The organism is Flavivirga rizhaonensis, assembly GCF_004791695.1.
GTDB classification, from domain to species: domain Bacteria; phylum Bacteroidota; class Bacteroidia; order Flavobacteriales; family Flavobacteriaceae; genus Flavivirga; species Flavivirga rizhaonensis.
Map to the genome: position 1 here is coordinate 14940 of NZ_SRSO01000023.1, position 23435 is coordinate 38374.

General features: G+C 31.9%; 24 protein-coding genes. 10 read left to right on the plus strand and 14 right to left on the minus strand.

Translation table 11 applies throughout. The annotated features are described in order from the left end of the window. The first annotated feature begins 103 nt into the window (after positions 1–103). The 6 genes from EM932_RS15165 to EM932_RS15190 all read left to right on the plus strand — a co-directional run bounded on the left by EM932_RS15165 (position 104) and on the right by EM932_RS15190 (position 4205). On the plus strand, positions 104–700 hold the full coding sequence (locus EM932_RS15165; protein ID WP_135878047.1) for a TetR/AcrR family transcriptional regulator: 597 nt from the start codon (positions 104–106) through the stop codon (positions 698–700). 50 nt (positions 701–750) lie between these two features. Next, positions 751–1245, plus strand: a complete 495-nt coding sequence (locus EM932_RS15170; RefSeq protein ID WP_135878048.1) for an acyl-CoA thioesterase — start codon at positions 751–753, stop codon at positions 1243–1245. A gap of 201 nt (positions 1246–1446) precedes the next feature. Continuing rightward, entirely contained in the window at positions 1447–2091 is a 645-nt protein-coding gene (gene deoC / locus EM932_RS15175) for a deoxyribose-phosphate aldolase (RefSeq protein WP_135878049.1), read from the plus strand. A gap of 204 nt (positions 2092–2295) precedes the next feature. After that, a complete protein-coding gene (gene deoC, locus EM932_RS15180; RefSeq protein WP_135878050.1) occupies positions 2296–2961 on the plus strand; it encodes a deoxyribose-phosphate aldolase in 666 nt (221 codons plus the stop codon). Position 2962: 1 nt separating this feature from the next. Continuing rightward, on the plus strand, positions 2963–3661 hold the full coding sequence (gene deoD, locus EM932_RS15185; protein WP_135878051.1) for a purine-nucleoside phosphorylase: 699 nt from the start codon (positions 2963–2965) through the stop codon (positions 3659–3661). A gap of 4 nt (positions 3662–3665) precedes the next feature. Continuing rightward, complete coding sequence (locus EM932_RS15190; protein ID WP_135878052.1) at positions 3666–4205, plus strand: GNAT family N-acetyltransferase; 540 nt, start codon at positions 3666–3668, stop codon at positions 4203–4205. Between the two features lie 7 nt (positions 4206–4212). Here EM932_RS15190 and EM932_RS15195 read toward each other — a convergent pair whose 3' ends face one another. From EM932_RS15195 to EM932_RS15225, 7 genes are all read right to left on the minus strand, one after another. Further along, the gene (locus EM932_RS15195; protein ID WP_135878053.1) at positions 4213–4950 is read right to left on the minus strand and encodes a DUF6503 family protein; all 738 of its coding nucleotides are present in this window, start codon (positions 4948–4950) and stop codon (positions 4213–4215) included. 104 nt (positions 4951–5054) lie between these two features. After that, positions 5055–5897, minus strand: a complete 843-nt coding sequence (locus EM932_RS15200; protein WP_135878054.1) for a 5-oxoprolinase subunit C family protein — start codon at positions 5895–5897, stop codon at positions 5055–5057. Then, entirely contained in the window at positions 5890–6621 is a 732-nt protein-coding gene (gene pxpB / locus EM932_RS15205; protein WP_135878055.1) for a 5-oxoprolinase subunit PxpB, read from the minus strand. The genes EM932_RS15200 and pxpB overlap by 8 nt, the downstream gene beginning before the upstream one ends. Further along, on the minus strand, positions 6618–7358 hold the full coding sequence (gene pxpA, locus EM932_RS15210) for a 5-oxoprolinase subunit PxpA (protein ID WP_135878056.1): 741 nt from the start codon (positions 7356–7358) through the stop codon (positions 6618–6620). Before pxpA ends, pxpB begins: the two co-directional genes overlap by 4 nt. After that, the gene (locus EM932_RS15215; protein WP_135878057.1) at positions 7358–8587 is read right to left on the minus strand and encodes an Nramp family divalent metal transporter; all 1230 of its coding nucleotides are present in this window, start codon (positions 8585–8587) and stop codon (positions 7358–7360) included. Before EM932_RS15215 ends, pxpA begins: the two co-directional genes overlap by 1 nt. Positions 8588–9317: 730 nt before the next feature. Beyond that, positions 9318–10853, minus strand: a complete 1536-nt coding sequence (locus tag EM932_RS15220) for a YifB family Mg chelatase-like AAA ATPase (RefSeq protein ID WP_135878058.1) — start codon at positions 10851–10853, stop codon at positions 9318–9320. A gap of 490 nt (positions 10854–11343) precedes the next feature. After that, positions 11344–12072: a hypothetical protein gene (locus EM932_RS15225; RefSeq protein WP_135878059.1), complete on the minus strand. Its 729-nt coding sequence runs from the start codon at positions 12070–12072 to the stop codon at positions 11344–11346. Positions 12073–12426: 354 nt separating this feature from the next. Here EM932_RS15225 and EM932_RS15230 point away from each other — a divergent pair, with 354 nt between their 5' ends. Genes EM932_RS15230 through EM932_RS15245 form a run of 4 tightly spaced genes read left to right on the plus strand, consistent with a single transcriptional unit; the run spans position 12427 to position 14947 of the window. Then, positions 12427–12930: a hypothetical protein gene (locus EM932_RS15230; RefSeq protein WP_135878060.1), complete on the plus strand. Its 504-nt coding sequence runs from the start codon at positions 12427–12429 to the stop codon at positions 12928–12930. Positions 12931–12943: 13 nt separating this feature from the next. Beyond that, entirely contained in the window at positions 12944–13588 is a 645-nt protein-coding gene (locus EM932_RS15235) for a hypothetical protein (protein ID WP_135878061.1), read from the plus strand. 38 nt (positions 13589–13626) lie between these two features. Then, a complete protein-coding gene (locus tag EM932_RS15240) occupies positions 13627–14334 on the plus strand; it encodes a sensor histidine kinase (RefSeq protein ID WP_317129376.1) in 708 nt (235 codons plus the stop codon). Beyond that, entirely contained in the window at positions 14306–14947 is a 642-nt protein-coding gene (locus EM932_RS15245) for a response regulator transcription factor (protein ID WP_135878063.1), read from the plus strand. The genes EM932_RS15240 and EM932_RS15245 overlap by 29 nt, the downstream gene beginning before the upstream one ends. Positions 14948–15178: 231 nt before the next feature. Here EM932_RS15245 and EM932_RS15250 read toward each other — a convergent pair whose 3' ends face one another. The 7 genes from EM932_RS15250 to EM932_RS15280 all read right to left on the minus strand — a co-directional run bounded on the left by EM932_RS15250 (position 15179) and on the right by EM932_RS15280 (position 23435). Then, entirely contained in the window at positions 15179–16459 is a 1281-nt protein-coding gene (locus tag EM932_RS15250) for an alginate export family protein (protein WP_135878064.1), read from the minus strand. A gap of 157 nt (positions 16460–16616) precedes the next feature. Continuing rightward, a complete protein-coding gene (locus EM932_RS15255; protein WP_135878065.1) occupies positions 16617–17447 on the minus strand; it encodes an ABC transporter ATP-binding protein in 831 nt (276 codons plus the stop codon). A gap of 9 nt (positions 17448–17456) precedes the next feature. Next, positions 17457–18305 carry an ABC transporter ATP-binding protein gene (locus EM932_RS15260; RefSeq protein WP_135878066.1) on the minus strand — a complete coding sequence of 283 codons (849 nt, stop codon included), beginning with the start codon at positions 18303–18305 and terminating at the stop codon, positions 17457–17459. 241 nt (positions 18306–18546) lie between these two features. Further along, a complete protein-coding gene (locus EM932_RS15265; RefSeq protein WP_135878067.1) occupies positions 18547–19653 on the minus strand; it encodes an ABC transporter permease in 1107 nt (368 codons plus the stop codon). Between the two features lie 213 nt (positions 19654–19866). Further along, positions 19867–21261, minus strand: a complete 1395-nt coding sequence (locus EM932_RS15270) for a CmpA/NrtA family ABC transporter substrate-binding protein (RefSeq protein ID WP_135878068.1) — start codon at positions 21259–21261, stop codon at positions 19867–19869. Between the two features lie 416 nt (positions 21262–21677). Continuing rightward, positions 21678–22385, minus strand: coding sequence for a cytochrome c3 family protein (locus tag EM932_RS15275; protein ID WP_135878069.1), 708 nt, complete (start codon positions 22383–22385; stop codon positions 21678–21680). 21 nt (positions 22386–22406) lie between these two features. Then, positions 22407–23435 carry a ferredoxin--NADP reductase gene (locus EM932_RS15280; RefSeq protein WP_135878070.1) on the minus strand — a complete coding sequence of 343 codons (1029 nt, stop codon included), beginning with the start codon at positions 23433–23435 and terminating at the stop codon, positions 22407–22409.

The following is a 23435-nucleotide window of genomic DNA, read 5'->3' on the forward strand; positions in this document are numbered from 1 at the left end:
TCATACTAAAGTTAATGATTAAAAAATTTATATCGAACTCAACCTAATAAAAAAGTTAGTAAAAATATACCATTTGGTATATTTTAAGTATATTTGACAAATCATGACAACAAAAGCAGAACTCACATCGCAATATATACTGGAAATAGTAGCCCCTATTTTTAATAAAAATGGTTATGCAGCAACTAGTTTAAGTGATGTAACCAAAGCCACAGGCCTAACTAAAGGTGCTATATACGGTAATTTTAAAAACAAGGAAGACTTAGCCATTGCCTCTTTTGTGTTTACTGTAAAAAATATGCTCAAACGAATTGGTGAACATTTGTTAAATAGCGATTCTCCTATTGAAAAATTATATCTTATAACTGATTTTTATAGAAACTACTATGACTATAGTAAAGAACTTGGTGGTTGTCCTGTTTTAAATATTGGTGTTGACGCTAATAATCAGAACAGCCTTCTTCTTCAAAAAGTTAGACAGGTTATAGAACGTATTCAAGATCAAGTAACAACAATAGTTGAGGAAGGTATTGAAGCTGGAGAAATTTCAGCAGAAATAAATGCCCTATATTTTGCTAGACGATTAGACACCATGATACAAGGAGCCATATTCATGACTTATACCATGGATGATGATTTTTATATCCAAGACACTATGGACTTAATAGACAGAATGATAGATAACGAACTTAAAATATAATATTTTTTTAACCATAAATATACCGATTGGTATATTAAATAACAATAATTATGAGCGAACTTTTAAAAGTTTTAGAGAGCAAAACAAAAATCAGATTTCAAGACTGCGACCCATTTAATCATTTAAACAATGGAAGTTACACGAATTATTTCATGAACCACCGAGAAGATGTACTTATAAAACATTATGGTATAGATATTTATAAGATGGCAAAACAACAGGGGAAAAGTTGGGTCTCAAGCAGCAATCAAATTGCTTATTTAAAACCAGCATTTTTAATGGAAACTGTTACTTTTGAATCTCAATTAGTGAACTTTACAGACAGTGAATTACATGTAGAAATGCGTATGTATAATGAGGGTAAAAGTCATTTAAAAGCTATTATTTGGTCTGGTTTTGTTCATTTTAACTTATTAAAACAAAAACGAGAAATACATACTGAAGATTTAATGCAACTTTTTGAAAATGTTAACAACCCCGTGAACGCATTTACTTTTGAAGAACGCCTTATTCAAATGAAATCTAACCTTGTTAAAGAAGCCTAAAATTAATCTTGAATATAATAATTTATAAACAAATAGACTACTTTATGGTACGGTTATTGTTAATAAAAATATGCTTTTATGTAAATTTTATATCATTATAAATACGTAAATTTGTTTTTGCGTGAGCCCTAAAATTTCACATAAAAATAAAGAATAATTCAAGTTTACCCCCTTAATAAACTTTAAAACCTACTTATAGCGATGGATATTAGCAAGTATATTGATTATACACTTTTAAACCCTACTTCAACAGAGCGTAACATTATAGATTTATGCCATGTAGCAAAAAAAAATGGTTTTTATTCTGTATGTGTTAGTAGTTCTTACGTTTCTTTAGCAAAACAATTACTAGAAAAAACAAACGTTAAAATTTGTTCAGTTATTGGGTTTCCTCTTGGGTCTATGGCTACTGCGTCAAAAGTTTATGAAGCAAAACAAGCTGTTAGTGATGGAGCTGATGAAATTGACATGGTTATTAATCTTGGATTTCTTAAAAGTAAAAATTATGTATCCGTTTTTAAAGATATTAGCGATGTTAAACTTGCTATAGGAGGAAAACCTTTAAAAGTTATTGTTGAAGTTTCTGAATTGAATAAAAATGAAATTATAAAAGCTTGTGAAATTTCTCTGGATGCCAATGTAGATTATATTAAAACATCTAGTGGGTTTTCAAAAGGGGGAGCAACATTAACTGTAGTTAAGATTATAAAAAAGACCGTTAAAAATCGTATTAAAATATGTGCATCTGGAGACATTAAGGATGTTGAAACTGCTAAAAAATATATTGACATAGGTGTTAGTAGAATTAATGTTTCATCAGATTTTAAGATAAAACAGACTGCGTAAGTTTAATTTGCAGTATAGCTAACAAAAAAGGCTTTTAAAGACAATACATCTTTAAAAGCCTTTTTTTATTAAATAAATCATAAAAAGCAAAACTCAATTAAATCTTAAAAACTAATTAAGACCATGACTCGTAAATACATAAAATACCTGTCTTAATTTTAATTAATTTTTATTTAAAAAATAATACTAACTTTAACATACTTTATGAAACCTATTAATGAATATATAGATCACACACTTCTAAAAGCAACAGCTACAGTAAAAGACATCATTAAACTATGCGAAGAGGCGAAACAACACCAATTTTTCTCTGTTTGCGTAAATAGCTGTTATGTTACCTTAGCTAAAGAAGAATTACAAAACAGCAATGTTAAAATTTGTAGCGTTGTTGGTTTTCCTTTGGGAGCTATGAGTACTAAAGCCAAAGTTACTGAAGCCACCTTAGCTTTAAAAGATGGAGCAGATGAAATCGATATGGTTATTAATATTGGTTTATTAAAAAGTAAAAACTTTGATGGCGTTTTAAAAGATATTGAAGCTGTAAAAAAATGTATGCCTAACCATACCTTAAAAGTTATTTTAGAAACATGTTACCTCCAAGAATTAGAAATAGTTAAAGCTAGTGAGCTTGCCATAAAAGGAGGTGCAGATTTTATAAAAACTTCTACAGGCTTTGGACCTAGCGGTGCTACATTAAATGATGTAAAACTTATGAAAAATGCTTGCTTAAACTATACTAAAGTAAAAGCTTCTGGTGGCATAAAAGATTATAAAACAGCTTTAGAATATATCAATTTAGGAGTTGATCGTTTAGGTACTTCATCCGGAATTAGTATTCTAAAAGGCACTTCCTCTAATTCAAACTATTAAAATGAGTCTACATATAGAAGCAAAAAAAGGAGACATTGCAGAAACCATTTTACTTCCGGGAGACCCTTTAAGAGCTAAATGGATTGCTGAAACTTTTTTTGAAAACCTGGTGTGTTTTAACAAAATAAGAAATATGTATGGCTATACCGGAACATATAAAGGTAAACGTGTTTCCGTAATGGGAACTGGTATGGGCGCACCTTCTACTATTATTTATACACATGAACTTATTACGGAATATGGCGTTAAAAATTTAATACGTGTTGGCAGTGCTGGATCATACCAAGAACATGTAAAAATTAGAGATATTGTTTTAGCTATGGCAGCTTCTTCTAGCTCTGGTATTAATAAATTACGGTTTGGTGGTGCAGACTATGCCCCAACTGCAAGCTTTGATTTGTTTCAGAAAGCAGTAGAAACTGCTAGAAAAAAAAGTATTCCATTAAAAGCCGGAAATGTTTTCACTTCTGATGAATTTTATGAAGATGATTTCGATTCTTATAAAAAATGGTCTAAATTTGGAGTATTATGTGTAGAGATGGAAACCGCTGGTTTATATACTCTTGCTGCAAAACATCATGTTAATGCCTTAACCATTTTAACCATTTCTGATTCTTTGGTGACTAAAGAAAGTATTACTAGTAAAGAACGCGAAACCACTTTTAAAGAAATGATAGAAATTGCATTGGAACTAGCATAACTCTATGATATTAATTTCAGAAACACTTCTTCTTCAAAATATCAAATTTGAAAACCATTCTGAATTAGTCAAACTTATGGAACGTATTTATCCGCCTTCCTATAAACATCTATGGAAAAATGAAGATTGTAGCTGGTATTTAGATAAGTCTTATGGTTTAACTAATTTTAAACAAGAATTAAATAATACCGATGCTTTTTACTACTTCGTGATTAATAATTCAGAAATTGTTGGAATATTAAGGCTAGTAATCAACCAACCATTAAAAGAATTCCCTAATCAATTAACAACCTATTTACACCGCATATACTTAAGCGAAGAGAGTCAAGGAAAAGGGATAGCTCAACAATTATTTAATTGGGTTGAAAAAACAGCAAAACAAAACAATAATAAGCATATTTGGTTGGAAGCTATGGATACACAGCTTCAAGCCATTAAATTTTACAATAAACAAGGGTATAAAGCCATTAACAAAATGTCGTTAGAGTTTAATCGTATTCATAAGCACTTAAGAGGCATGTTTCTTATGAGCAAAACTGTATAGGAAAGCATTATTTAACTTCTACCAGATCAAGATCAATTCTTGATAATTCTTTTAAGCTTCCTGCTTCATATAAACTATCTAAGGATAACAAATTAGCATTTTCACTAATAGGTTTAAAGTTAATATAATCCACAAATCGTATGCCTTTTATATAGCGTTCGTTATAAGCTTCTCGGAAGCGTAAACCAATACCATCATCTTCTGCATAAGAATACGCTAAGTAATCTACCTTAAAAGCCTTAGTATCTACCCAATAAACAAACTCATCTTCAAAATCTTCTCCACCTCCATCTTTATTAAACGTAATTTTAATTTTATAATATTGTTTATTTTTAATGTCAACATTCCCCAAATACTTTTTATTTACTGCTGAAGCATTTAAACCATATGGCAATACCGAAAAATAATGAACTGAATTTACAGAGGCACTATATTTTACAACCATACTATCTGGTATAGAGACAAAATCGTCATTTATAAAACGTTCAAACCCGCTATTTTTTAAAACATCTAAAATTGAATCGGTTGAATTTATGGACAATCGTCCGTATAGGAAATCACCTTTATTACGCTTGGCAAAATAATACTTATCTCTAAAGTTAAAATTAATGCTTGAAGAATCTAACAAAGTCCCTCCAGACACCTCAATAGCTTTATCTATAATAAATCGAGCATCATTATCCTCACAACTCAAAAGAGCAGTTACAACAAAACTAAATAGCACGACTTTCTTAAAAAATTTCATACACCTTTTTATTGTAAGTCGTAAAGCTAACCATTACTTACTATCGTAATAATAAAATTATTTTAATGTTTATTTTTTAAGGTTTTTAACCAATTATAAAATGACTAGATAAGGTTAAAATGTATCATATTTCCTGTAAATTTTTGTGCTAAAATATTAATAGAAGCTTCCTTTAATTGCAAAATTCTTGGATATCCACCAGTAGTTTGACAATCTCTCATTAAAATAATAAGCTTTCCTGAAGGTGTTAATTGCACGGTTCCAGGCAGTACTGATGATGTAATTATAGGCTCTAAATTATTCGTTAACGGCTCTTTTAATTGATATGCCATCCTATTGTTTTCTTTAGAAATTGTAAACCCTTGGGTTACTAATATGTTTTGCTGAGTTTTTGGAAGTTTATAAAACTCTGGTCCTTTAAAAACTTCTATCTGCTTAGTAGTATGCCTCTTTATAACTTTAATTGCAGCATGCTTAATACCTAGACCTTTTAATGATGTATCAATTAACAGCTCATCATTTTTAAATAGCGTGGATTGCTTTGTTATGCCTTGGTACATACTGTAACTATTCATAACATTTTCAGTCTTAAAACCACCCAAAACAGCCAAATAAGCCCTAAACCCAGAAACAAGCTTACCAAAAGATACGATATCACCACTTTTTATTAAAATTGGTTTATTTAATTTTATTGAGGTTCCATTTATTTTTGGAGATATGTCTGCTCCAGATATGCAAATACTTGTTTCACAACTAAACTCAAGTGTAGGTCCTGTCATTGTTATTTCAATGACTGCTGCATGCGCATCGTTTCCTAATTGTATATTTGCTATAGATGCCGAATAAATATCCATAACGCCTGAATATGGTACCCCATAATCCTGGTATCCATGACGGCCTAAATCTTGAATTGAGGAATATAAGCCCGTTTTTAAAACCCTAATCATCAATGATCTCACTTTCTAATTGATAAACACCAGCATCTACTAGCGTTTTAATATCCATATATTCTTTAAGTGATATTGGCTTAAAAACAATTTTATCTCCCACATTTGCAAAACATGGTAACTTCTTTTGGGGGTTAAAAAATTCTATAGGTGAATTACCTATAATATTCCAACCGCCAGGACTTTCACTAGGGTATATTCCAGTTTGCCCACCTCCTATTGCCACAGTTCCTTTTAATACCTTTAATCTGGGGGTAGATTTTCTTGGCGTGTACAGTTTTTCATTTAATCCTCCCAAGTACATAAACCCAGGTAAAAAGCCAATAAAATAAACCGTATATACTGTGTTGGAATGGATCTCAACAATGGACTCTTTAGAGATACCTTTTTCGTTAGCCACCTCTTTTAAATCAACAGCAAAAGTATCTTCATAACATACAGGTATTTTCCATTGTTTTAGCGAAAAACTAATATCTTGTTTTTTTTGAAGATATAATTGATTAAGAGTAAAAACAACATCTTCAAATATATCAATGAAAATATCATATATAACTAATAATGAATTAAATGATGATCTTAATTCAACTATACCTTTAATATTTTTAGTTTTAATTTTTTCTTTAAAAACAATGATATCAGACAAGATATTTTCATCAATGCCTAGTGGCCATTCAATTAAAACAGACCGTTCCCCAAAAGGTTTATATGTAAGTTTATAACTCACCTTATTTGAATGCCATGATTTTTTAAACGAACTTCTAAATTCTTAATCAAATTGACCGCATTAGGGTTGTCCCCATGAATACAAAATGTCTGTGCTTTTATTCCAATGGTTTTACCTGTAATAGTCTTTACCTTTTGTTTTGAAATCATATGAAAAATATGTTCAAACAAATGATCTTCATTATGTATAGATGCAGCTATTTCTTTTCTTGAAACCAATGTTAAGTCATCATTATAATTTCTATCGGCAAAGGCTTCATAAACAATTGGGATATTTTGTGCTGTAGCTATTTTTTCAATAACTGACTTATAGGGTACGTAAAGTTTAACTGGCAACATGATGGTTTTCATGACTTCTACAATCACATTCGCCACTTTTTCATCAACGGCAGCCAAATTATACAAGGCTCCATGCGGCTTTATATGATGCAAAGCTCCGTGTTCTTCTTTAAGAATAAACACTAAATCATCAACCTGTCCTTTAACACTTTTAAATAAAGCTGCACAGGACATTTCCATATGGATGCGACCAAAGTTTACTTTATCTGGAAAAGATGGATGTGCCCCAATCTTTACACGATGTTTTTTAGCCAACCTGGTAATATTGCGCATCGTATCTACATCACCTGCATGTCCTCCACACGCTATATTACACGAAGAAATAAATGGTATGAGTTCTGACTCATTACCTATTCCTTCGCCCATATCTACATTAATATCAATAACACAAGGTATCACTAAAAAATATTTAAATGAAAAACTTTGCTAAGTGTTGCTACAGATAACAAGATACTAATTCCTAGAATTATAAACCCAAAGATATTCTGCTTAATATTATTCTTATAGACTCCTAAAATAGACGATTTATTCATAATCCAAATCAAAAAACCCGCAATGACAGGTAGTAAAATGCCATTAGCCACTTGTGCAAATTTAATAATATCAATAGGCTTTATTGCTAAAGATGAAAACAAAACGCCTAATAATAAAATAAACATCCATACGCCCCTGAATCTTTTAGATTTCAAATTAGAACTCCAGCCTAAACATCCACTCGCAACGTAGGCTGCCGCTAAAGGTGCAGTAATCGCGCTAGTGATCCCTGCAGCAAATAACCCCATAGCCAAAAAATATTTTGAAAAACTTCCAAATAAAGGTTCCAGTCCTTTTGCCAAATCAGAAGCACTATTTATGTCTTGAGACTGAATAGCCGCTGCAGATATAATAATACACATAGACACCAAACCTCCTAAAACAATTGCTATAACAGTATCCCTTCGCGCATACTTTAAATCGCTGTTTTTATGCCACTTTTCTTTAACTAAAGCTGCATGCAAAAACAAATTATAAGGAACTACGGTAGTTCCTATTAATCCAATTACAGTTAATATACTATCGTTTGAAAATTTTGGAATGAAAAGCCCATTGAAAACATCTAATATGTTGGGTTTCGTTATAACAGCAGTTATTAAAAAAGCTAAACTCATTATTATTACTAGTCCAACCAATACTTTTTCTAGAAGTTTATAACTACCTATATACAACAAAATAAATGCCATTAATCCAATAACCACGCTTAAAATATTTATAGAAAAACTACCAATTTTAATATTCGGATTCCCTACAATAGTTTGTAGTCCTAAAACACCACCACTAATATTACCTGCTTCATAAGCAGCGTTGCCTATTACTATAGCCGATAAAATTAATATAATCGCTAGTCCTTTTAAAATAGGATTCTTAACCTCAGTTCTAATAATCTGTGATAAACCTTTCTGGGAAATAATGCCCAAACGTGCAGACATTTCTTGAAGAATCACTGTAGCTATTATAGACAATAACATAGCCCATAATAATGAATACCCAAAATTAACACCTGCAAGTGTACAAACTGTTACAGTACCTGGCCCTATAAATGCAGCTGCTATCAATGGACCTGGGCCTATATTTTTAAAAATATTTTTCAAACTATTCAAAAATAAGAAATCTTATTAAAGAATTTTTTATTTTATTTGATTTAGTGAAACTTCTACAGTTTTTTTAAGCTGTGTATCTACTTTTTTAGACTTATCGTCTGAATTAATAAAGAATTTCTTGAAACGAACTATCCTCGAAACAGAGCCATAGAGGTATTTTGCTCATTTCATACCCAATCTAGTTGAGTACAGGCTTTCAGTTTTAGAATGTCATTTATTTCTGTATTATTCGATGTTGAATTAAACGTTAAAATAAGATGATTTTTTCCTTTTCTCTTTCTTCTTTTGAAGTATTACAATTAAATATTAGAATTATAAATAACAGGTAAGTATATTATCTCATGCTGTAAATTTAAGCATTGAATTCTTTAGATTAAGAACTATTAATATATTTTAATTATGAAAAAATCATCTTTTTAAATAACTCGAATACAGAGTAGAAACTGCTTTTAGTGATTATATTAAGCAGAAAGCCCCTTCTGAAATATTTTCAACCTTATAGCAAAGCAGTTTCTATTCTGTATCCTAGTACATTCCCATTATTTTTTAACTTGTTGATAATGTTTTTTTCTCTGCTTGTAAACCTTATTATTTAAATACGAGCCTATTATCAATTTAGATTTTTTATTTTGTAAGATTTGTCATAATTATGAGTTAACACAACAAAAAATGAAAGTGGGTGGTTGTTTTTCTTACTTTTTTTAATAAATTTATATATATATCACCCCAACCATCCCTCACGGTCCAAACTCCTGTATTGAATCGCTTCACTAATATGCGAGCCATTAACTTCTTCCACTCCTTCTAAATCAGCTATGGTTCTACTTACTTTTAAAATACGGTCATAAGCACGAGCAGAAAGATTTAAACGTTCCATGGCCGTTTTCAATAACTGTTTAGAAGCTTCATCCAGCAAACAATATTTCCGAATTTGCTTCGTATTCATTTGTGCGTTATAATGAACCACATCAGAATCTTTAAAACGATTGGTTTGAATTTCTCTGGCTTTTGTGACGCGTTTCCTAATATCTACAGACGTTTCTCCTTTCCTGTCATCAGACAACTTTTCAAAAGGTACTGGTGTTATTTCAATATGAATATCGATTCTATCTAATAACGGACCGGAAATTTTGCTTAAATAGCGTTGCATTTCCGCAGGGCTAGAAGTAACAGGAGCATCAGGATCGTTAAAATAGCCTCCTGGACTTGGATTCATACTTGCTACCAACATAAAACTACTTGGATAGGTAACGGTAAACTTTGCTCTCGAAATAGTCACTTCCCTATCTTCCAAAGGTTGTCGTAACACTTCTAAGACACCTCGTTTAAATTCTGGTAATTCGTCTAAAAACAACACCCCATTGTGAGACAATGAGATTTCTCCAGGCTGAGGAAATGCTCCCCCTCCAACTAAAGCAACATCACTAATGGTATGATGTGGACTCCTAAATGGCCGTTGTGCCATCAATCCAGAATCTTTTATCCTACCAACAACAGAATGAATCTTTGTTGTTTCTAAAGCTTCATACAAGGTCATAGGTGGTAAGATACTAGGCAAACGTTTTGCTAACATCGTTTTCCCAGCGCCTGGAGGGCCAATTAAAATGATATTATGACCACCTGCTGCTGCAATTTCCATACACCTTTTAATACCTTCCTGCCCTTTTACATCGGAAAAATCAAATTCTGGAAATTCTAAGTTTTTATAAAATTCTTCACGTGTATTGATAATGGTTTGCTCAAGTGGATCTCCTTTGTCAAAATAATTAATGACTTGTTTAATATTTTCAATACCATAAACTTCTAATCCATCAACTATAGCTGCTTCTTTGGCATTTTGTTTTGGTAGAATAAACCCTTTATAACCTTCTTCTCTTGCTTTTACTGCAATAGGCAAACCTCCCTTTATAGGCTGTAAACTTCCATCAAGAGAAAGCTCTCCCATAATCAGATAATTTTTTAATTCTTCGGCTTGAATTTGTTTAGAAGCTGCTAGAATTCCTATTGCTAACGTTAGGTCGTATGCACTTCCCTCCTTTCTTAAATCAGCGGGCGCCATATTAATGGTTATCTTTTTTCCAGGGATTTTATATCCGTTATTTTGAAGTGCTGCTGCAATTCGATAATTACTCTCTTTTATTGCATTATCTGGTAATCCAACTAAATGATACCCTATTCCCGAATCCACATTAACTTCAACAGTAATTGTTGTGGCTTCTACTCCAAATACCGCGCTTCCAAAAACTTTTTTTAGCATATTGATTATTTTTTTCAAATGTAAGAAAATAAAACACACCTGAAATGCCCTTATTTTATATTCTAAAAGGAACATATAAAAATACCACCACGTCAAGCGTGGTGGCATAAACTATATGCTAACCATATGTTCTTTGAATACTTTTTTCGCAGATGTTGAATTGGAAGTAATGACCAAATGAGATACGGTTACACTATTTTCTTTCGAAGCATATGCGGCATCATTTACTTAGATGTTTCTTTTTAAATTATGTAATCTATGTGATAATTTCCAGTCTCAAAAGATCTTTAGCACTTGTCTCCCCTTATACATTTCATCGTAAATAAATTATAAGCATAAAACCCTGAAATATTTTCAGGGTTTTATTCAATACTTGACATAATAAGATCTACAACCATTCCTTAATAGAATATACCAAGTATTTTGTTTCTTTCGTAAACCTTACCTCTAGTGCCGGGGAGGCAACTTTGATTTTCACCGCATTGATGAATCAGGTAATCATATCGGTTAGCGATATTAATCTACGCATAGAAACCGTGTTACGTATTCTATTTAAAAAATTCTTAATAAATATGGATACGTTTAATCCCCTTTTGAATAAACCATAACTTTTATCTTCGCCAAATTGCAAATTACAGCTAGTAGGTAAGTAGTAAAAAAATCCTGATCTGAGATCTTTAATGGTAGATATCTCCTTTTTTGTATTTACATTTTCATACAGGTTTTCAATATCATCATCTGCATATAAATCGTCGCAAAGCAAAATAGGTGCATTATCGGGTATTTGTATAGTTGTACCTTTTACTTCGGTAGCTAACGGCATTTTAGTTTCTACAGACATTGGCATAACAGTTGGTTCTATGATAGATGGGCTAAGTTTTGTGAAATTTTCAACAAACCTTTTTGTTTCTATAGATGTAGATTTATAGTCCTGCTCATATCTTACTTCCATATCATTATTATCAATAGTAAAGATAAATGTAGATTTTGTAATACCACTATTAAAAATGGTCCAATACATATTTGTAGTGTAACATTCTGGAATCAGAATATTGGTTCCTATATCATAATATTTTCGATTGTATTTATCAAATATCTGAACATGTTTTCCATTGTTAGATATAATGACTTTAGTTGCATTTTTTGTGTCTTTGTTATTATTAACCCATATACCATCAATAGTATTTTTAATAGCTAACATACAATCAACATCTTCCATCTTAAATAGTTTTTTTAACGTTGTTTGACTTAGGTTTTTCAATATTATTTTAACCAGATTTTAGTTTAAAATATTTGATTCAAAGATATTTTTATAGTCATTCTAATTCAAGAGTGAAAATCCTGAAAACGATAAGGGGATCGTTCCTGAATATATTAAGTGTTTTATTTAATTTAATGGGTGTTTTTCCCCTTTTTTGACACATAAAACCCCTTAAAACAATCTTTATAATAAACATAAAATACTGTTAATCAAATAGTTAATTAGTTAGTTTTTCAGCATAGAATTCCACAGAACATAAAAATTCAAATATTAATATGTATTTTTGAAATAAACCATTTAATAAAAACTAAAATGAATACAAAATCAATTCAAAAATTAGCTCTTTTTGTAATAATCATGGTATTATCTTTTCAATCATGTGAAGAAAAACCTAAACCGCAAAAAATTAAACCTCCAAAACAAATCATAGATTACGATTATGCCCAAAAGCTAGAGGAAGAATATAAAAATACTAGGGGCGCTATTATTAATAAATATCTACAAATTGAAGATACTCGAGAATTCTGGTTTGATCTTGAAGAATTAAAAAAATATATTGCATTTGTAGAACAAGAAGCTGACTCATTGGGTTACAAAAGATTAGGCATTCGTATTTATAATGGAGCCTACCCAAATGAAAAAGGTTTCCCAGACCCAGGGTACTCAACTGTATTTATAGTTCCAACAGGCCATAAAACTAAATCTAAAGCTAGTTTTTCTCCTATAAGTTCAACTTTTGTGATAAACGATAACATCCATGAAATTCCAGCATATAATTATGGGCATGCAGGAAAACCTCCAAAACATGTAAACTAAAGTAATCATGTAGATGAGTGATTTATACCCATATATTTTGTCGTATTCTGTTAGTGCACTTGAATTTGCTGCTGCTATAATTGCTTCAATTCATTATAAGAAATATGTGAATTCATCTGAAGCTTACTTTTTACATTTTTTATGGGTAACTTTTTTTGTAGACACCATATTAGGATCCTTATTAGGTTTATTGTTTGAAAACAAGTGGCTTTATTATGGGTATACAGGAATGAGTTTTTTATTTTACTACTGGTGGTACTATTCTATTTTAACAGAAAAATTATACAAGAAAATCATAATAGTAATAAGCACTATATTCATAATCTTGTATGTTTTAAATGGTATTAATGTAGAACTTCATAAGTATAGTTTTGTAATAGGTGCTTCTTTTGTATTAATCTTTGCTGGGTTTCACTTGCATCAATTATTTAATTCAGATTACACCTTAATGATAAAACATAAATTAAGCTTCTGGATAACTACAGCGTTAGTACTGTTTAACATAGGTATGATACCATTTATATTATTGTCTAAGTATTTTAATGTTTGGGTTTTTAATTCTGTATTTGGTATTATTTTACTTTTTCTGAACATTGTATTGTATGGTTGCTACATAATAGGTTTTATATGGACGAAAAAGAAATACAATCATTTTTAATTATCTCATCAGTTGTATTATTTCTTTTAATAATGACAATGATTTCCCTCTTTGTTCTTTTTCAAAAAAGAAAAAATGCATTACTCTTAAAAAATGAGTTTGCTAAAAAACATTTTGAACAGGAAATATCTAAAGCTCAAATTGAAATTAGGGAAGAGACCTTTAGAAATATTAGTTGGGAATTACATGATAACATTGGTCAGTTATTAACTTTAGCCAAAATACAGTTGCAAAGCGATTCTTCTATTAATGAGGTAAAAGGGACGCTAGATAAATGTATTAAGGAACTAAGGGTTTTATCTAAATTGATTAATCCAGAGGCTTTAAAAAATATGTCTTTAGAGCAAGCTATATCTGATGAAATTGACAGATTTAATAGACTTAATTTTATAAAATCTCAACTCACTATAAAAGGAGAACAAATAAAAATAGATAGTAAAATTGAAATTGTATTCTTTAGAATTTTACAAGAGTTTTTTTCAAATACTATAAAGCACGCCAAAGCGACTCATTTAGATATTTTGTTGGACTATCAAACAGATGTGCTAACTATTATGGCAAAAGATAATGGTTTAGGGTTTGATTTAAACAAACAAAAACATTCTGGAATAGGCCTAACTAACATAAAAAATAGAGCTAAATTGGTAAATGCAAATGCCACATTTATATCGGAGCCCAATAAAGGAACAGAATTAACGATTACATACCACCTTAATAATGAAAACTCATACCATAGTAATAGTTGAAGATCATATTTTATTGTCTCAAGCCATAGCGAGTCTGGTAGATTCTTTTAAAGACTTTAGCGTGCTATACACCTGTAAAAATGGCAAAGAACTCCTTACAAAACTTAAAACACCAAATAACATTCCAGACATTATACTTATGGATGTTAATATGCCCATATTAAACGGCATAGAGACTACAGAGATTATAAAAAATGAATATCCGGAAATTAAAGTTATAGCACTTTCTGTTGAAGAAAACGATGTCACCATAATAAAAATGTTAAAAGCCGGTGCAAAGGGGTACTTATTAAAAGATGTTGAAAAAGATATTTTAGAATTAGCTCTAATAGAAACCATAAAAAATGGTTATTATCATACAAAGGATGTATCTAATATTTTAATAAACTCTTTAAATGATGACGATTCGGGCAAAATTCAATTAAAAGATAGAGAAATAGAATTTATAATACACACCTGCTCTGAAATGACTTATAAAGAAATAGCCGAAAAAATGTTTTTAAGCCCAAAAACAATAGATGGTTATAGAGATAATCTATTTCAAAAATTGAACGTTAAAAATAGAATAGGGCTAGTTTTATATGCTATTAAGAATGGGATTTATAAATTGTGATATAATACCCTAATTTAAACTTAAAAAAAGAGGCTGTCGAAAAAGTGGCATTCTTAATATTACCTTCGAAACAAAATATATTTTGTTTCGAAGGTATCAGCGAAGCTGTGAAGAATCTCTTTAAAATATATGGCTCTGATTATGAGTGAAATAAGATTATTCGCGTTGCTCTGATGACAAGATTAACCACTTTTCAGACAGCCTCCATAAATATTAGTTTAGTCACTCTAATTATTTCGTACCATTCAAAAATTTAGGCTTTAATACCAACATAGCCCAAGCCCAATTTTGGGTATTGGATGCAGCATCTTCTGTAATTCCTTTTAGTTCATACATCCCATCTGAAGGGAACATATGTGAATATCCAGCCACCAGGGCATAACCTTTAAATTTCTTTTTGAAAACCAAATCAATTTCTGTTCCTAGTGATTTCTCTCCACTAGGTAATTCTTGCTCTCCACTAAAGTTCAAAGCTTTAACCATAAGGCTTGACGTTTCGCTCAATGTAAAGTTTGCACTTGCGTGAATATCAAATAAACCAACTGAATTTCCATGATTCCCTACGTAGAAATAATCCATAAATCCATTAAATTTATGATTGGTTCCGTATAATGGGAAAAATGCGCCTGTTTCGCCTGGATCTGCATCATTTCCGCTAATAATTTCTAAACCTGCTCCTAATTTTACTTTATCAGATGCTTTGTATGTTAGATCCAAACCTAAAAGGTACGCGCCTTTTACGTCTATTTCATTTTGTCTTTTACCAGTTTGTACAAATGCATTAGCTGCTAAACCAAAGCTACCCTTATTATAATTTAAGTGCGTTCCTAACGTTTGAAGGTTACTCACCCCATCTGGATTATCATTCGTATCAAATTCCTGAAAACCATTATTCATTAATAACAAGCTCCCTGAAAAGTTTTCCCAAGCTTGTTTTAAATAAGCATACTGCATGGTTTTGTACGAAAAGAAACCTGTAGTATTATATGCAGTTCCAACAGACTGAAAACCTGTCGGGTTAGAGTAATCTTGATTAAACGCAAATGCAACATCTATTAAGAATTTATCCTTTTTATATTTTATCAATGCAGCATCGTGGTTACGCCCTTGTTGTGCCCAGTCTAATCCCCCAAGAATTCGCTGATCATCATAAGACAATACCTGACGCCCTAATTTAGTTGACCATCCAGATCCTAAATTAATTTCTGCCCAAGCTTGAAAAACAGCAAATGAGTTATTCTGGTCGTAAGGTAAAATCTGTCTGTTTTCTCCCCAAACCAAAATATCTTGAAAGCTCACATAAAATTTATAAGCATCTATTTCATAACCTGCATTTAATCGTATACGGGTTGAAATACCATAACCAGCATCGGCATCGTCGGCTATAAGGCTTCCAAAACCGTTACGATATTCTGTACGTGGACGAAATTCACCATCTAAAGTAAATTGTGCTTGTACAAAATTTAAGCACCCTGCTAGTAATAGCCCCAATATTACATATTGTTTTTTCATTTTTTTAATTTTTAAGTTGTTTGTATTTTTTGAATTTAATTTTATTGTTTTTGATTATAGCTTGTCAAATGTAAAAAGACAAAAACATCTTATTTATGACAAATCTCATATAACCAAATTTTTATAATGTTATAGTTTTCAGTTATTATAGCATTTATTAATGCTCTAAAAAATCTATCAAGTGTTTTCTATATTTATAATAATCATCGTGCTCTAAAACAGCTTTACGGGTTCTAGGTCTTTCAAAATCAATGTTTAAAATATCGCCAATTTTGGCTTTAGGTCCGCTCGTCATCATCACGACACGATCTGCTAAAAAAATAGCTTCATCAACATCATGGGTAATCATAACCGCCGTAATCTTTTCTTTATTCCAGATTTCAATTAAAATATCCTGAAGTTCTCCTCTAGTTAAAGAATCCAACATTCCAAAAGGTTCATCTAGCAATAACACTTTGGGCTTTATAGCAAAAGCTCTAGCAATCCCCACACGTTGCTGCATGCCTTGAGATAGTTCTGAAGCCTTTTTATTAAAAGCATCCTCTAATCCTACCTTTTGTAAATAGTATTTTGCAATATCATTTCTCTGGGATTTCGTAGCATGTGGAAAAACTTGATTTACTCCCAATAATACATTCTGAAGTGAGGTCATCCAAGGCATTAAACTAGGCGATTGAAAAATCACACCTCTATCTGGCCCTGGTCCTTTTATATGTTTTCCCAATACCGAAATATGACCTCCGGAAATGGCATTAAGTCCGGCAATCATAGAAAGCATTGTGGTTTTTCCACAACCCGAATGCCCTATAATAGTAACAAATTCCTCTTTTTTTATTTGAAGATTCAAGTTTTCAAGAACCACATAATCACCTTTAGGTGTTGGATACACCTTCTTTAGCTTTTTTAAATCCAGCATGACCTGAGATGAAGGAAAAAGACCATTATCAGTAATAACCTCTGTCTTTTTATTTTCTATTGTAGCGTTCATCTGATTCATTTATTTAAATTGATTAACAAAATCTTTCGGACTCAAATCCGGAAGTACAAATTCTTCTTTAGCCTGCGATTTTCTTTCGTCTCCAATATCCATTAAATATTCTATAATGGCATTTCTGGTTTCCTTAAAATTTGCATTATCGTTCATCTCCGTTTTATCACGAGGTCGTTCGATATCGATTTTAAATTCAGGCCCTAAAGTGGCATTAGGTCCTGGTTTTAAAGGAATAATACGGTCTGCCATATAGATACCTTCATCTACATCGTTAGTAATCAATAAAGCGGTACGTTTATCTTTTCCCCAAATATTTAATATCTCGTCCTGAAGATTGCCTCTGGTTAAAGCATCTAACGCCCCAAGAGGCTCATCCATGATGATCATTTCCGGTTTCATTGCTAAAGCTCTGGCAACGGCAACACGCTGGCGCATCCCTCCAGATAACTCTTTTGGACGTTTGTTAATTGCAGGTGTTAAACTAACCATTTCAACATATTCTGCAACCAGTTTGTTTAACTCTAGTTTGCTTGTTTTTGGAAACGCTTCTTTAACAGCCATATAAATATTCTGACCTACTGTTAACCACGGTAATAATGAGTAGTTTTGAAAAATAACCCCGCGCTCATGGCTAGTGCCAAATACCGGTTCCCCTTTAAACAATACCTCGCCTTTTGTTGGTTCTAACAACCCGTTTATGAGGTTTACCAAAGTGGTTTTACCGCTTCCAGTAAAACCTACTATAGCTACAAATTCTCCTTCTTCAATCGATAGATTAATATTTGAAAGCACCTCGGTAACATGGTCTGCTTGCCCGTAAGTCTTATATACATTGTTTAATTCTAAATATGCCATTTCTTTATGTGTATTTTGGCGTTACCATACCCTTCGACTACGCTCAGGGCAGAAGGTCGGGCTTATATTTTATCCTTAACGTTATTAATATCTTGTATCTGTCATTACGAGGAGAGAAACGACGTGGTAATCTTTTTATCGATTAACAGATTGCCACGGCAAATAAAAATTGCCTCGCAATGACGTTTCAATATTAAAAAAGGATGCCACTTCAATCCCTAACGCACGGTTCCTTTATCGATTAAATTGCCTCATTTTTATTAAACGACACCGCATTTTGAATAGTAAGCATAATTCGGTCTAATAAAAAACCTATGATTCCTATAACAAACATAGCTACTATAATTTTAGAATTTGAGTCATTAGCGCCATTTTGGAATTCTTCCCAAACAAAGAGTCCTAAACCTGGACTTTGTGCCAACAATTCTATCGCAATTAAAACCATCCAGGCTACAGATAATGTAATTTTTAAACCTGTAAATATTAAAGGTAATGATGACGGTAAAATCACTTTAAATACCTTTTGAAAAGCCCCTAATTTCAATACTTTGGCGACATTTATATAATCTTTATCTACTGATGATACGCCCATAGCTGTATTTACTAAAGTAGCCCACATAGAACATAATCCTACACTTATAAATGAAATGATGAATGAGCTATCTCCATTAGAATCTATTAAGATCGTTTTAACAATCATAAATACCAATAGATACCATACAACCGGAGATACGGGTTTAAAAATTTGAATAAACCAGTTAAAAGCGCTTTTCAAAGTAGGGCTTAATCCTATAAGAATTCCTATTGGAATGGCAATTAGTAACGCTAATAGAAACCCAGCAAACACCGTTTTTAAACTCATAATAATTTGGTCTATAAAAGACGGTCTACCTGTATAAGTTATCGGAGCTTTTCCTTCTGCAATTCGCTTAGCATTTAAAGTAGCTGTCTTTTCTATAAATGCTGCTTTATCTGCACTAATTATATTATGATCTCTCAATAATGATTTATAAGAGTCCCAAACCTGACCAGGTGATGGTAAGGTATTAGGCTGACAACTTATATCGCCAGAAGCAATACATTCCCGCATAGCCTCTGCAGCTGCAGGCCCTTGATCTGTAAGTGCTTTTTCAATTTTAAAATTTGCTTCTCTATTATATAGCGACATAGCGCCTACATGCCATAGTCCAATAAATAAGAGTATGGAAGCAAGTGGCACGGCTACTTTACGTAAGAAGTTTATAAAATCTTCCTTTTCCAGCTTCCCTGTAAATAGGTCTTTTAAAGTGCTTAAAAAACCTAACCCCATAAATTTGGTTACTTTTCCTAATGTTATGCTTTGCTTCATAATTGCTTCTTGTTTAGTATTTTGATTACCTTAACGTGAGTTTCTATGACTTTCTTTGTCATTCCAAGTGCAAGGAGGAATCTCATAACTTTTGTGATTTCTCGAAAGTTTATCTTGAGCACTTCGACTCCGCTCAGTATAAACTAAAGTCGAAAGGCTCGTTCCTTGCTCTGTCGAAAATGACAAACACTTGTGTAATTTTAAAATTTCCTTTTACTGTACCGCTTTATCCTTGTTTCCTATGGTGAAACTGTTGATATATGAAATCGGATCTTTAGCATCATAGGTTGTTCCATCTATAAAATCTGTTGTAGCAGGTTTATAACCATCAGTATCCGGGATATCGGCAGCTGGAATATGTCCTTCTTCAACTATAAGCTCAGCAGCTTTTTTCCAGATATCTGGTCTGTACACATCTTTAATAGTTTCTGCATACCACTCGGCTGGTTTAGCTTCAGGTATTTGCCCCCATCTTCTCATTTGAGTTAAAAACCAGATACCATCAGAATAGAACGGATAGGTTGCATTGTACTTGTAGAATACATTGAAATCCGGCATCTCACGTTTATCACCTTTTTCAAACTCAAACGTTCCTGTCATAGAGTTTGCTAATACAGCTTCATCTGCACCAACATATTGAGACATGGATAATATTTTAACAGCCTCTGCTCTATTTCCTGGCTCATCTAACCATTTTCCTGCTCTTATTAGTGCTTTGGTTACAGCAATAGCCGTATTTGGATTTTCATCAATAAATTTCTTAGTCATTACAAATACTTTCTCCGGGTTGTTTTTCCAGATATCATAATTTGTAGTTACTGGCACTCCAATCCCCTTAAATACAGCTTGTTGATTCCATGGTTCTCCAACGCAGTATCCGTAAATAGTACCTGCTTCTAGTGTTGCTGGCATTTGTGGTGGTGGTGTTACAGACAATAAAACTTCTGCATCTATTTGTCCTTGTACGTTTTCAGCAGTATACATACCTGGATGAATGCCTGCTGCTGCCAACCAATATCTAATTTCGTAGTTATGTGTAGAAACTGGAAATACCATTCCCATTTTAAAGGCTTTTCCTGAGTTTTTATAATCTTGAATTACTGGTTTTAAAGCATCCGCTTTAATAGGGTGGATTGGTTTTCCATTTGTATCTTTTGGTACGTTTGGCTTCATTTTAGACCACACATCGTTTGAAACGGTAATACCATTACCATTAAGATCCATTGAGAAAGGTGTTACTAATTCTGCTTGTCTACCAAAACCTGCAGCTGCTGCAATAGGTTGTCCAGCTAACATGTGTGAACCGTCTAACTGCCCATCAATAACACGATCTAATACATTTTTCCAGTTAGATTGTGCTTCCACAGAAACAAATAACCCTTCGTCCTCAAAGAATCCTTTTTCTTTAGCAATGGCCAAAGGAGCCATATCTGTTAGTTTTATAAAACCAAATGTTAATTGTGGTTTTTCAATTTCTAATGTTTTTGTTTTTGAAACTTCAGTTGTTAGGTTTTCAGCTATAGCTTGTTTTTTTTCCTTACTACCACAAGAGCATAGCAAAACTACTATTGGTAGAATCCAAGATGACTTTTTAATTATAGATTTCATAATTTTTAGTTTTAAATTAACTAAGTATTTATACTTATTTAAAACAAATATATAAGTATTAACACTTATCACTTATGCAAATACACATATGCAATCATCTTTTTTCACATAGTCAAACCTGCAAAAAAACATAAAACCAGCATAAAATACTGGCTTTAAAACAATTAAATATTAAAAAGAGATGCTAAACGCTCTACGTAATTGGTATAAAAAAGTAACAGTATTTGTGTTTTTAGTAAAAATAAAGACCAAATATTAGTGAGATTTATTTGCCTCTAACAGGAAAACATATAGAAAATAATTAAAAGAACGTGAGTTCGGTTTAATGATGAAACTATTCTATTAAAAATCAATAAATGACGTTCTTCGTATTAGGTTGAGCCTTTCGACTCACGTTAGAGGATATATTTATGACTTTATTTATCTAAAGTCTTTAACCACACCTCTTGAGATAAAGCCGTGTATTTTTTATTTGTTCCATAAGGATCTGCCCCGCCTTCAAAATAGTTTTGAATAAATTTCATAGGAATTGTATCTGATAGTTTTTTAGGAACATCATATTTGTGGTTGCCATGAAAATCATGACATTGTATACAGGTAAACCATTCTTCTTTTACAATTAAGTTTTTATGAGATATATCTAATGGATCGTTTTCTACTTCCAAATCCTGATGGCAATTAACGCAGTAATTAATTGAAGCTACAGATACTCGTTCCTCCTGATGCTCTGTATGGCAAGTAATGCAAGTGGTAGCATCAATATGTTTTACCGCTTTTTTAAATCTTGGTTCGGAAAATCGATAGGTCGGATGTCTATCATTGGCTCTGTCATGACATTGCAGGCAGTTATCTACAGTAACATCTTTAGTTCCAAAATCTACGCTTTTATCTCTGGCCCCAAAAGTGTGTGATATATTAGACTGTACTTGTTGCAGTAAATTTCCTTTAGCATCTGCATGGCATGAAAAACAGGAAAGGTCTTGATGTCCTGTATTCATCGGACCAATCGATATGTATGCTTCAGTGCTATTCAAAGTTAAGATATAAAATATGGAAGCTCCCAAAATAACACCTATAACCCCTCCTAGAAATTGTCTTTTTCGTAATGGACTTACCTTAAACATGCACTAACTGATATTTTTAAATTATATTTCAATTACAACTTTCTCACTTACAGGATAACTAATGCAAGTGAGAATGTCTCCATTTTCCACATCGCTATCTGGCAGCAAATGTCCTTCACTCATCATAACTTCTCCCGAAATACATTTTGCCCTACAAGAAGAGCACATGCCTGCTCTACATGAATATGGAATAACAATACTTTCTGACATAGCTTGCTCTAATATGGATTTATCTCCTCTTACTTGTATTTGATGGGCTTCTCCTTCAACTTTTAAAGTCACATCACTCAAAAGATCTTTACCAGAAACTTTTACTACAGGAGCTTTAAAAACTTCAATCATAATTTTTTCTCTGGTAACACCATTATCTTTTAAGATCTCTTTTATTTTTTCCATATAACCAAAAGGACCGCAAATCATATAGGCATGATCATCATAAGCTAATAAGTGTTTAGAAAATATCTTATTTAATAATTTATGTGTTACCAAGCCTGCATAGTAGTTGTTATTATCTTTCTTATTTGAAGAAATGATATGTTCAATAGAAAAATTATTAGGGTACTTGTTTTCTAATTCTTTTATTTCATCATGAAAAATAATAGACTCCATACTCTGATTTGCGTAAACCAATAATATATTTGAATCCTTTTCTTCTGCTAAAACTGATTTTATAATAGAAAACATAGGGGTAATTCCACTACCTCCTGCAAATAATATATATTGCTTTTTTTGTTTACTAATTGGTTCAACATAAAAAGAACCTGCTGGATCATCAACAACCAACTTATCTCCTACATGAAGATTATCATGAACAAAGTTTGAAACCAGCCCTTTCTCGACACGCTTTATAGTAATTTTTAAATCTTTATCAGTATACGGATTACTACTAAATGAATAAGCACGTTTATGTACAACCTTATCAATAGGAACATAGATAGTTAAAAATTGACCTGGTTTATACTTTAATCTTTTGAAAAAATTTCCATTCTTGAAACACAAACTGATAGTATCATCGGTTTCTCCAATTATATCTTTTATTAGTAATTTCAT

What these genes read in the sequence shown, in the direction of transcription:
- EM932_RS15165 (WP_135878047.1), top strand. Translation starts at nt 104, where the DNA reads ATGACAACAAAAGCAGAACTCACATCGCAATATATACTGGAAATAGTA.
- EM932_RS15170 (WP_135878048.1), top strand. Translation starts at nt 751, where the DNA reads ATGAGCGAACTTTTAAAAGTTTTAGAGAGCAAAACAAAAATCAGATTT.
- deoC (WP_135878049.1), top strand. Translation starts at nt 1,447, where the DNA reads ATGGATATTAGCAAGTATATTGATTATACACTTTTAAACCCTACTTCA.
- deoC (WP_135878050.1), top strand. Translation starts at nt 2,296, where the DNA reads ATGAAACCTATTAATGAATATATAGATCACACACTTCTAAAAGCAACA.
- deoD (WP_135878051.1), top strand. Translation starts at nt 2,963, where the DNA reads ATGAGTCTACATATAGAAGCAAAAAAAGGAGACATTGCAGAAACCATT.
- EM932_RS15190 (WP_135878052.1), top strand. Translation starts at nt 3,666, where the DNA reads ATGATATTAATTTCAGAAACACTTCTTCTTCAAAATATCAAATTTGAA.
- EM932_RS15195 (WP_135878053.1), bottom strand. Translation starts at nt 4,950, where the DNA reads ATGAAATTTTTTAAGAAAGTCGTGCTATTTAGTTTTGTTGTAACTGCT.
- EM932_RS15200 (WP_135878054.1), bottom strand. Translation starts at nt 5,897, where the DNA reads ATGATTAGGGTTTTAAAAACGGGCTTATATTCCTCAATTCAAGATTTA.
- EM932_RS15220 (WP_135878058.1), bottom strand. Translation starts at nt 10,853, where the DNA reads ATGCTAAAAAAAGTTTTTGGAAGCGCGGTATTTGGAGTAGAAGCCACA.
- EM932_RS15225 (WP_135878059.1), bottom strand. Translation starts at nt 12,072, where the DNA reads ATGGAAGATGTTGATTGTATGTTAGCTATTAAAAATACTATTGATGGT.
- EM932_RS15230 (WP_135878060.1), top strand. Translation starts at nt 12,427, where the DNA reads ATGAATACAAAATCAATTCAAAAATTAGCTCTTTTTGTAATAATCATG.
- EM932_RS15235 (WP_135878061.1), top strand. Translation starts at nt 12,944, where the DNA reads ATGAGTGATTTATACCCATATATTTTGTCGTATTCTGTTAGTGCACTT.
- EM932_RS15240 (WP_317129376.1), top strand. Translation starts at nt 13,627, where the DNA reads ATGATTTCCCTCTTTGTTCTTTTTCAAAAAAGAAAAAATGCATTACTC.
- EM932_RS15245 (WP_135878063.1), top strand. Translation starts at nt 14,306, where the DNA reads ATGAAAACTCATACCATAGTAATAGTTGAAGATCATATTTTATTGTCT.
- EM932_RS15250 (WP_135878064.1), bottom strand. Translation starts at nt 16,459, where the DNA reads ATGAAAAAACAATATGTAATATTGGGGCTATTACTAGCAGGGTGCTTA.
- EM932_RS15255 (WP_135878065.1), bottom strand. Translation starts at nt 17,447, where the DNA reads ATGAACGCTACAATAGAAAATAAAAAGACAGAGGTTATTACTGATAAT.
- EM932_RS15260 (WP_135878066.1), bottom strand. Translation starts at nt 18,305, where the DNA reads ATGGCATATTTAGAATTAAACAATGTATATAAGACTTACGGGCAAGCA.
- EM932_RS15265 (WP_135878067.1), bottom strand. Translation starts at nt 19,653, where the DNA reads ATGAAGCAAAGCATAACATTAGGAAAAGTAACCAAATTTATGGGGTTA.
- EM932_RS15270 (WP_135878068.1), bottom strand. Translation starts at nt 21,261, where the DNA reads ATGAAATCTATAATTAAAAAGTCATCTTGGATTCTACCAATAGTAGTT.
- EM932_RS15275 (WP_135878069.1), bottom strand. Translation starts at nt 22,385, where the DNA reads ATGTTTAAGGTAAGTCCATTACGAAAAAGACAATTTCTAGGAGGGGTT.
- EM932_RS15280 (WP_135878070.1), bottom strand. Translation starts at nt 23,435, where the DNA reads ATGAAATTACTAATAAAAGATATAATTGGAGAAACCGATGATACTATC.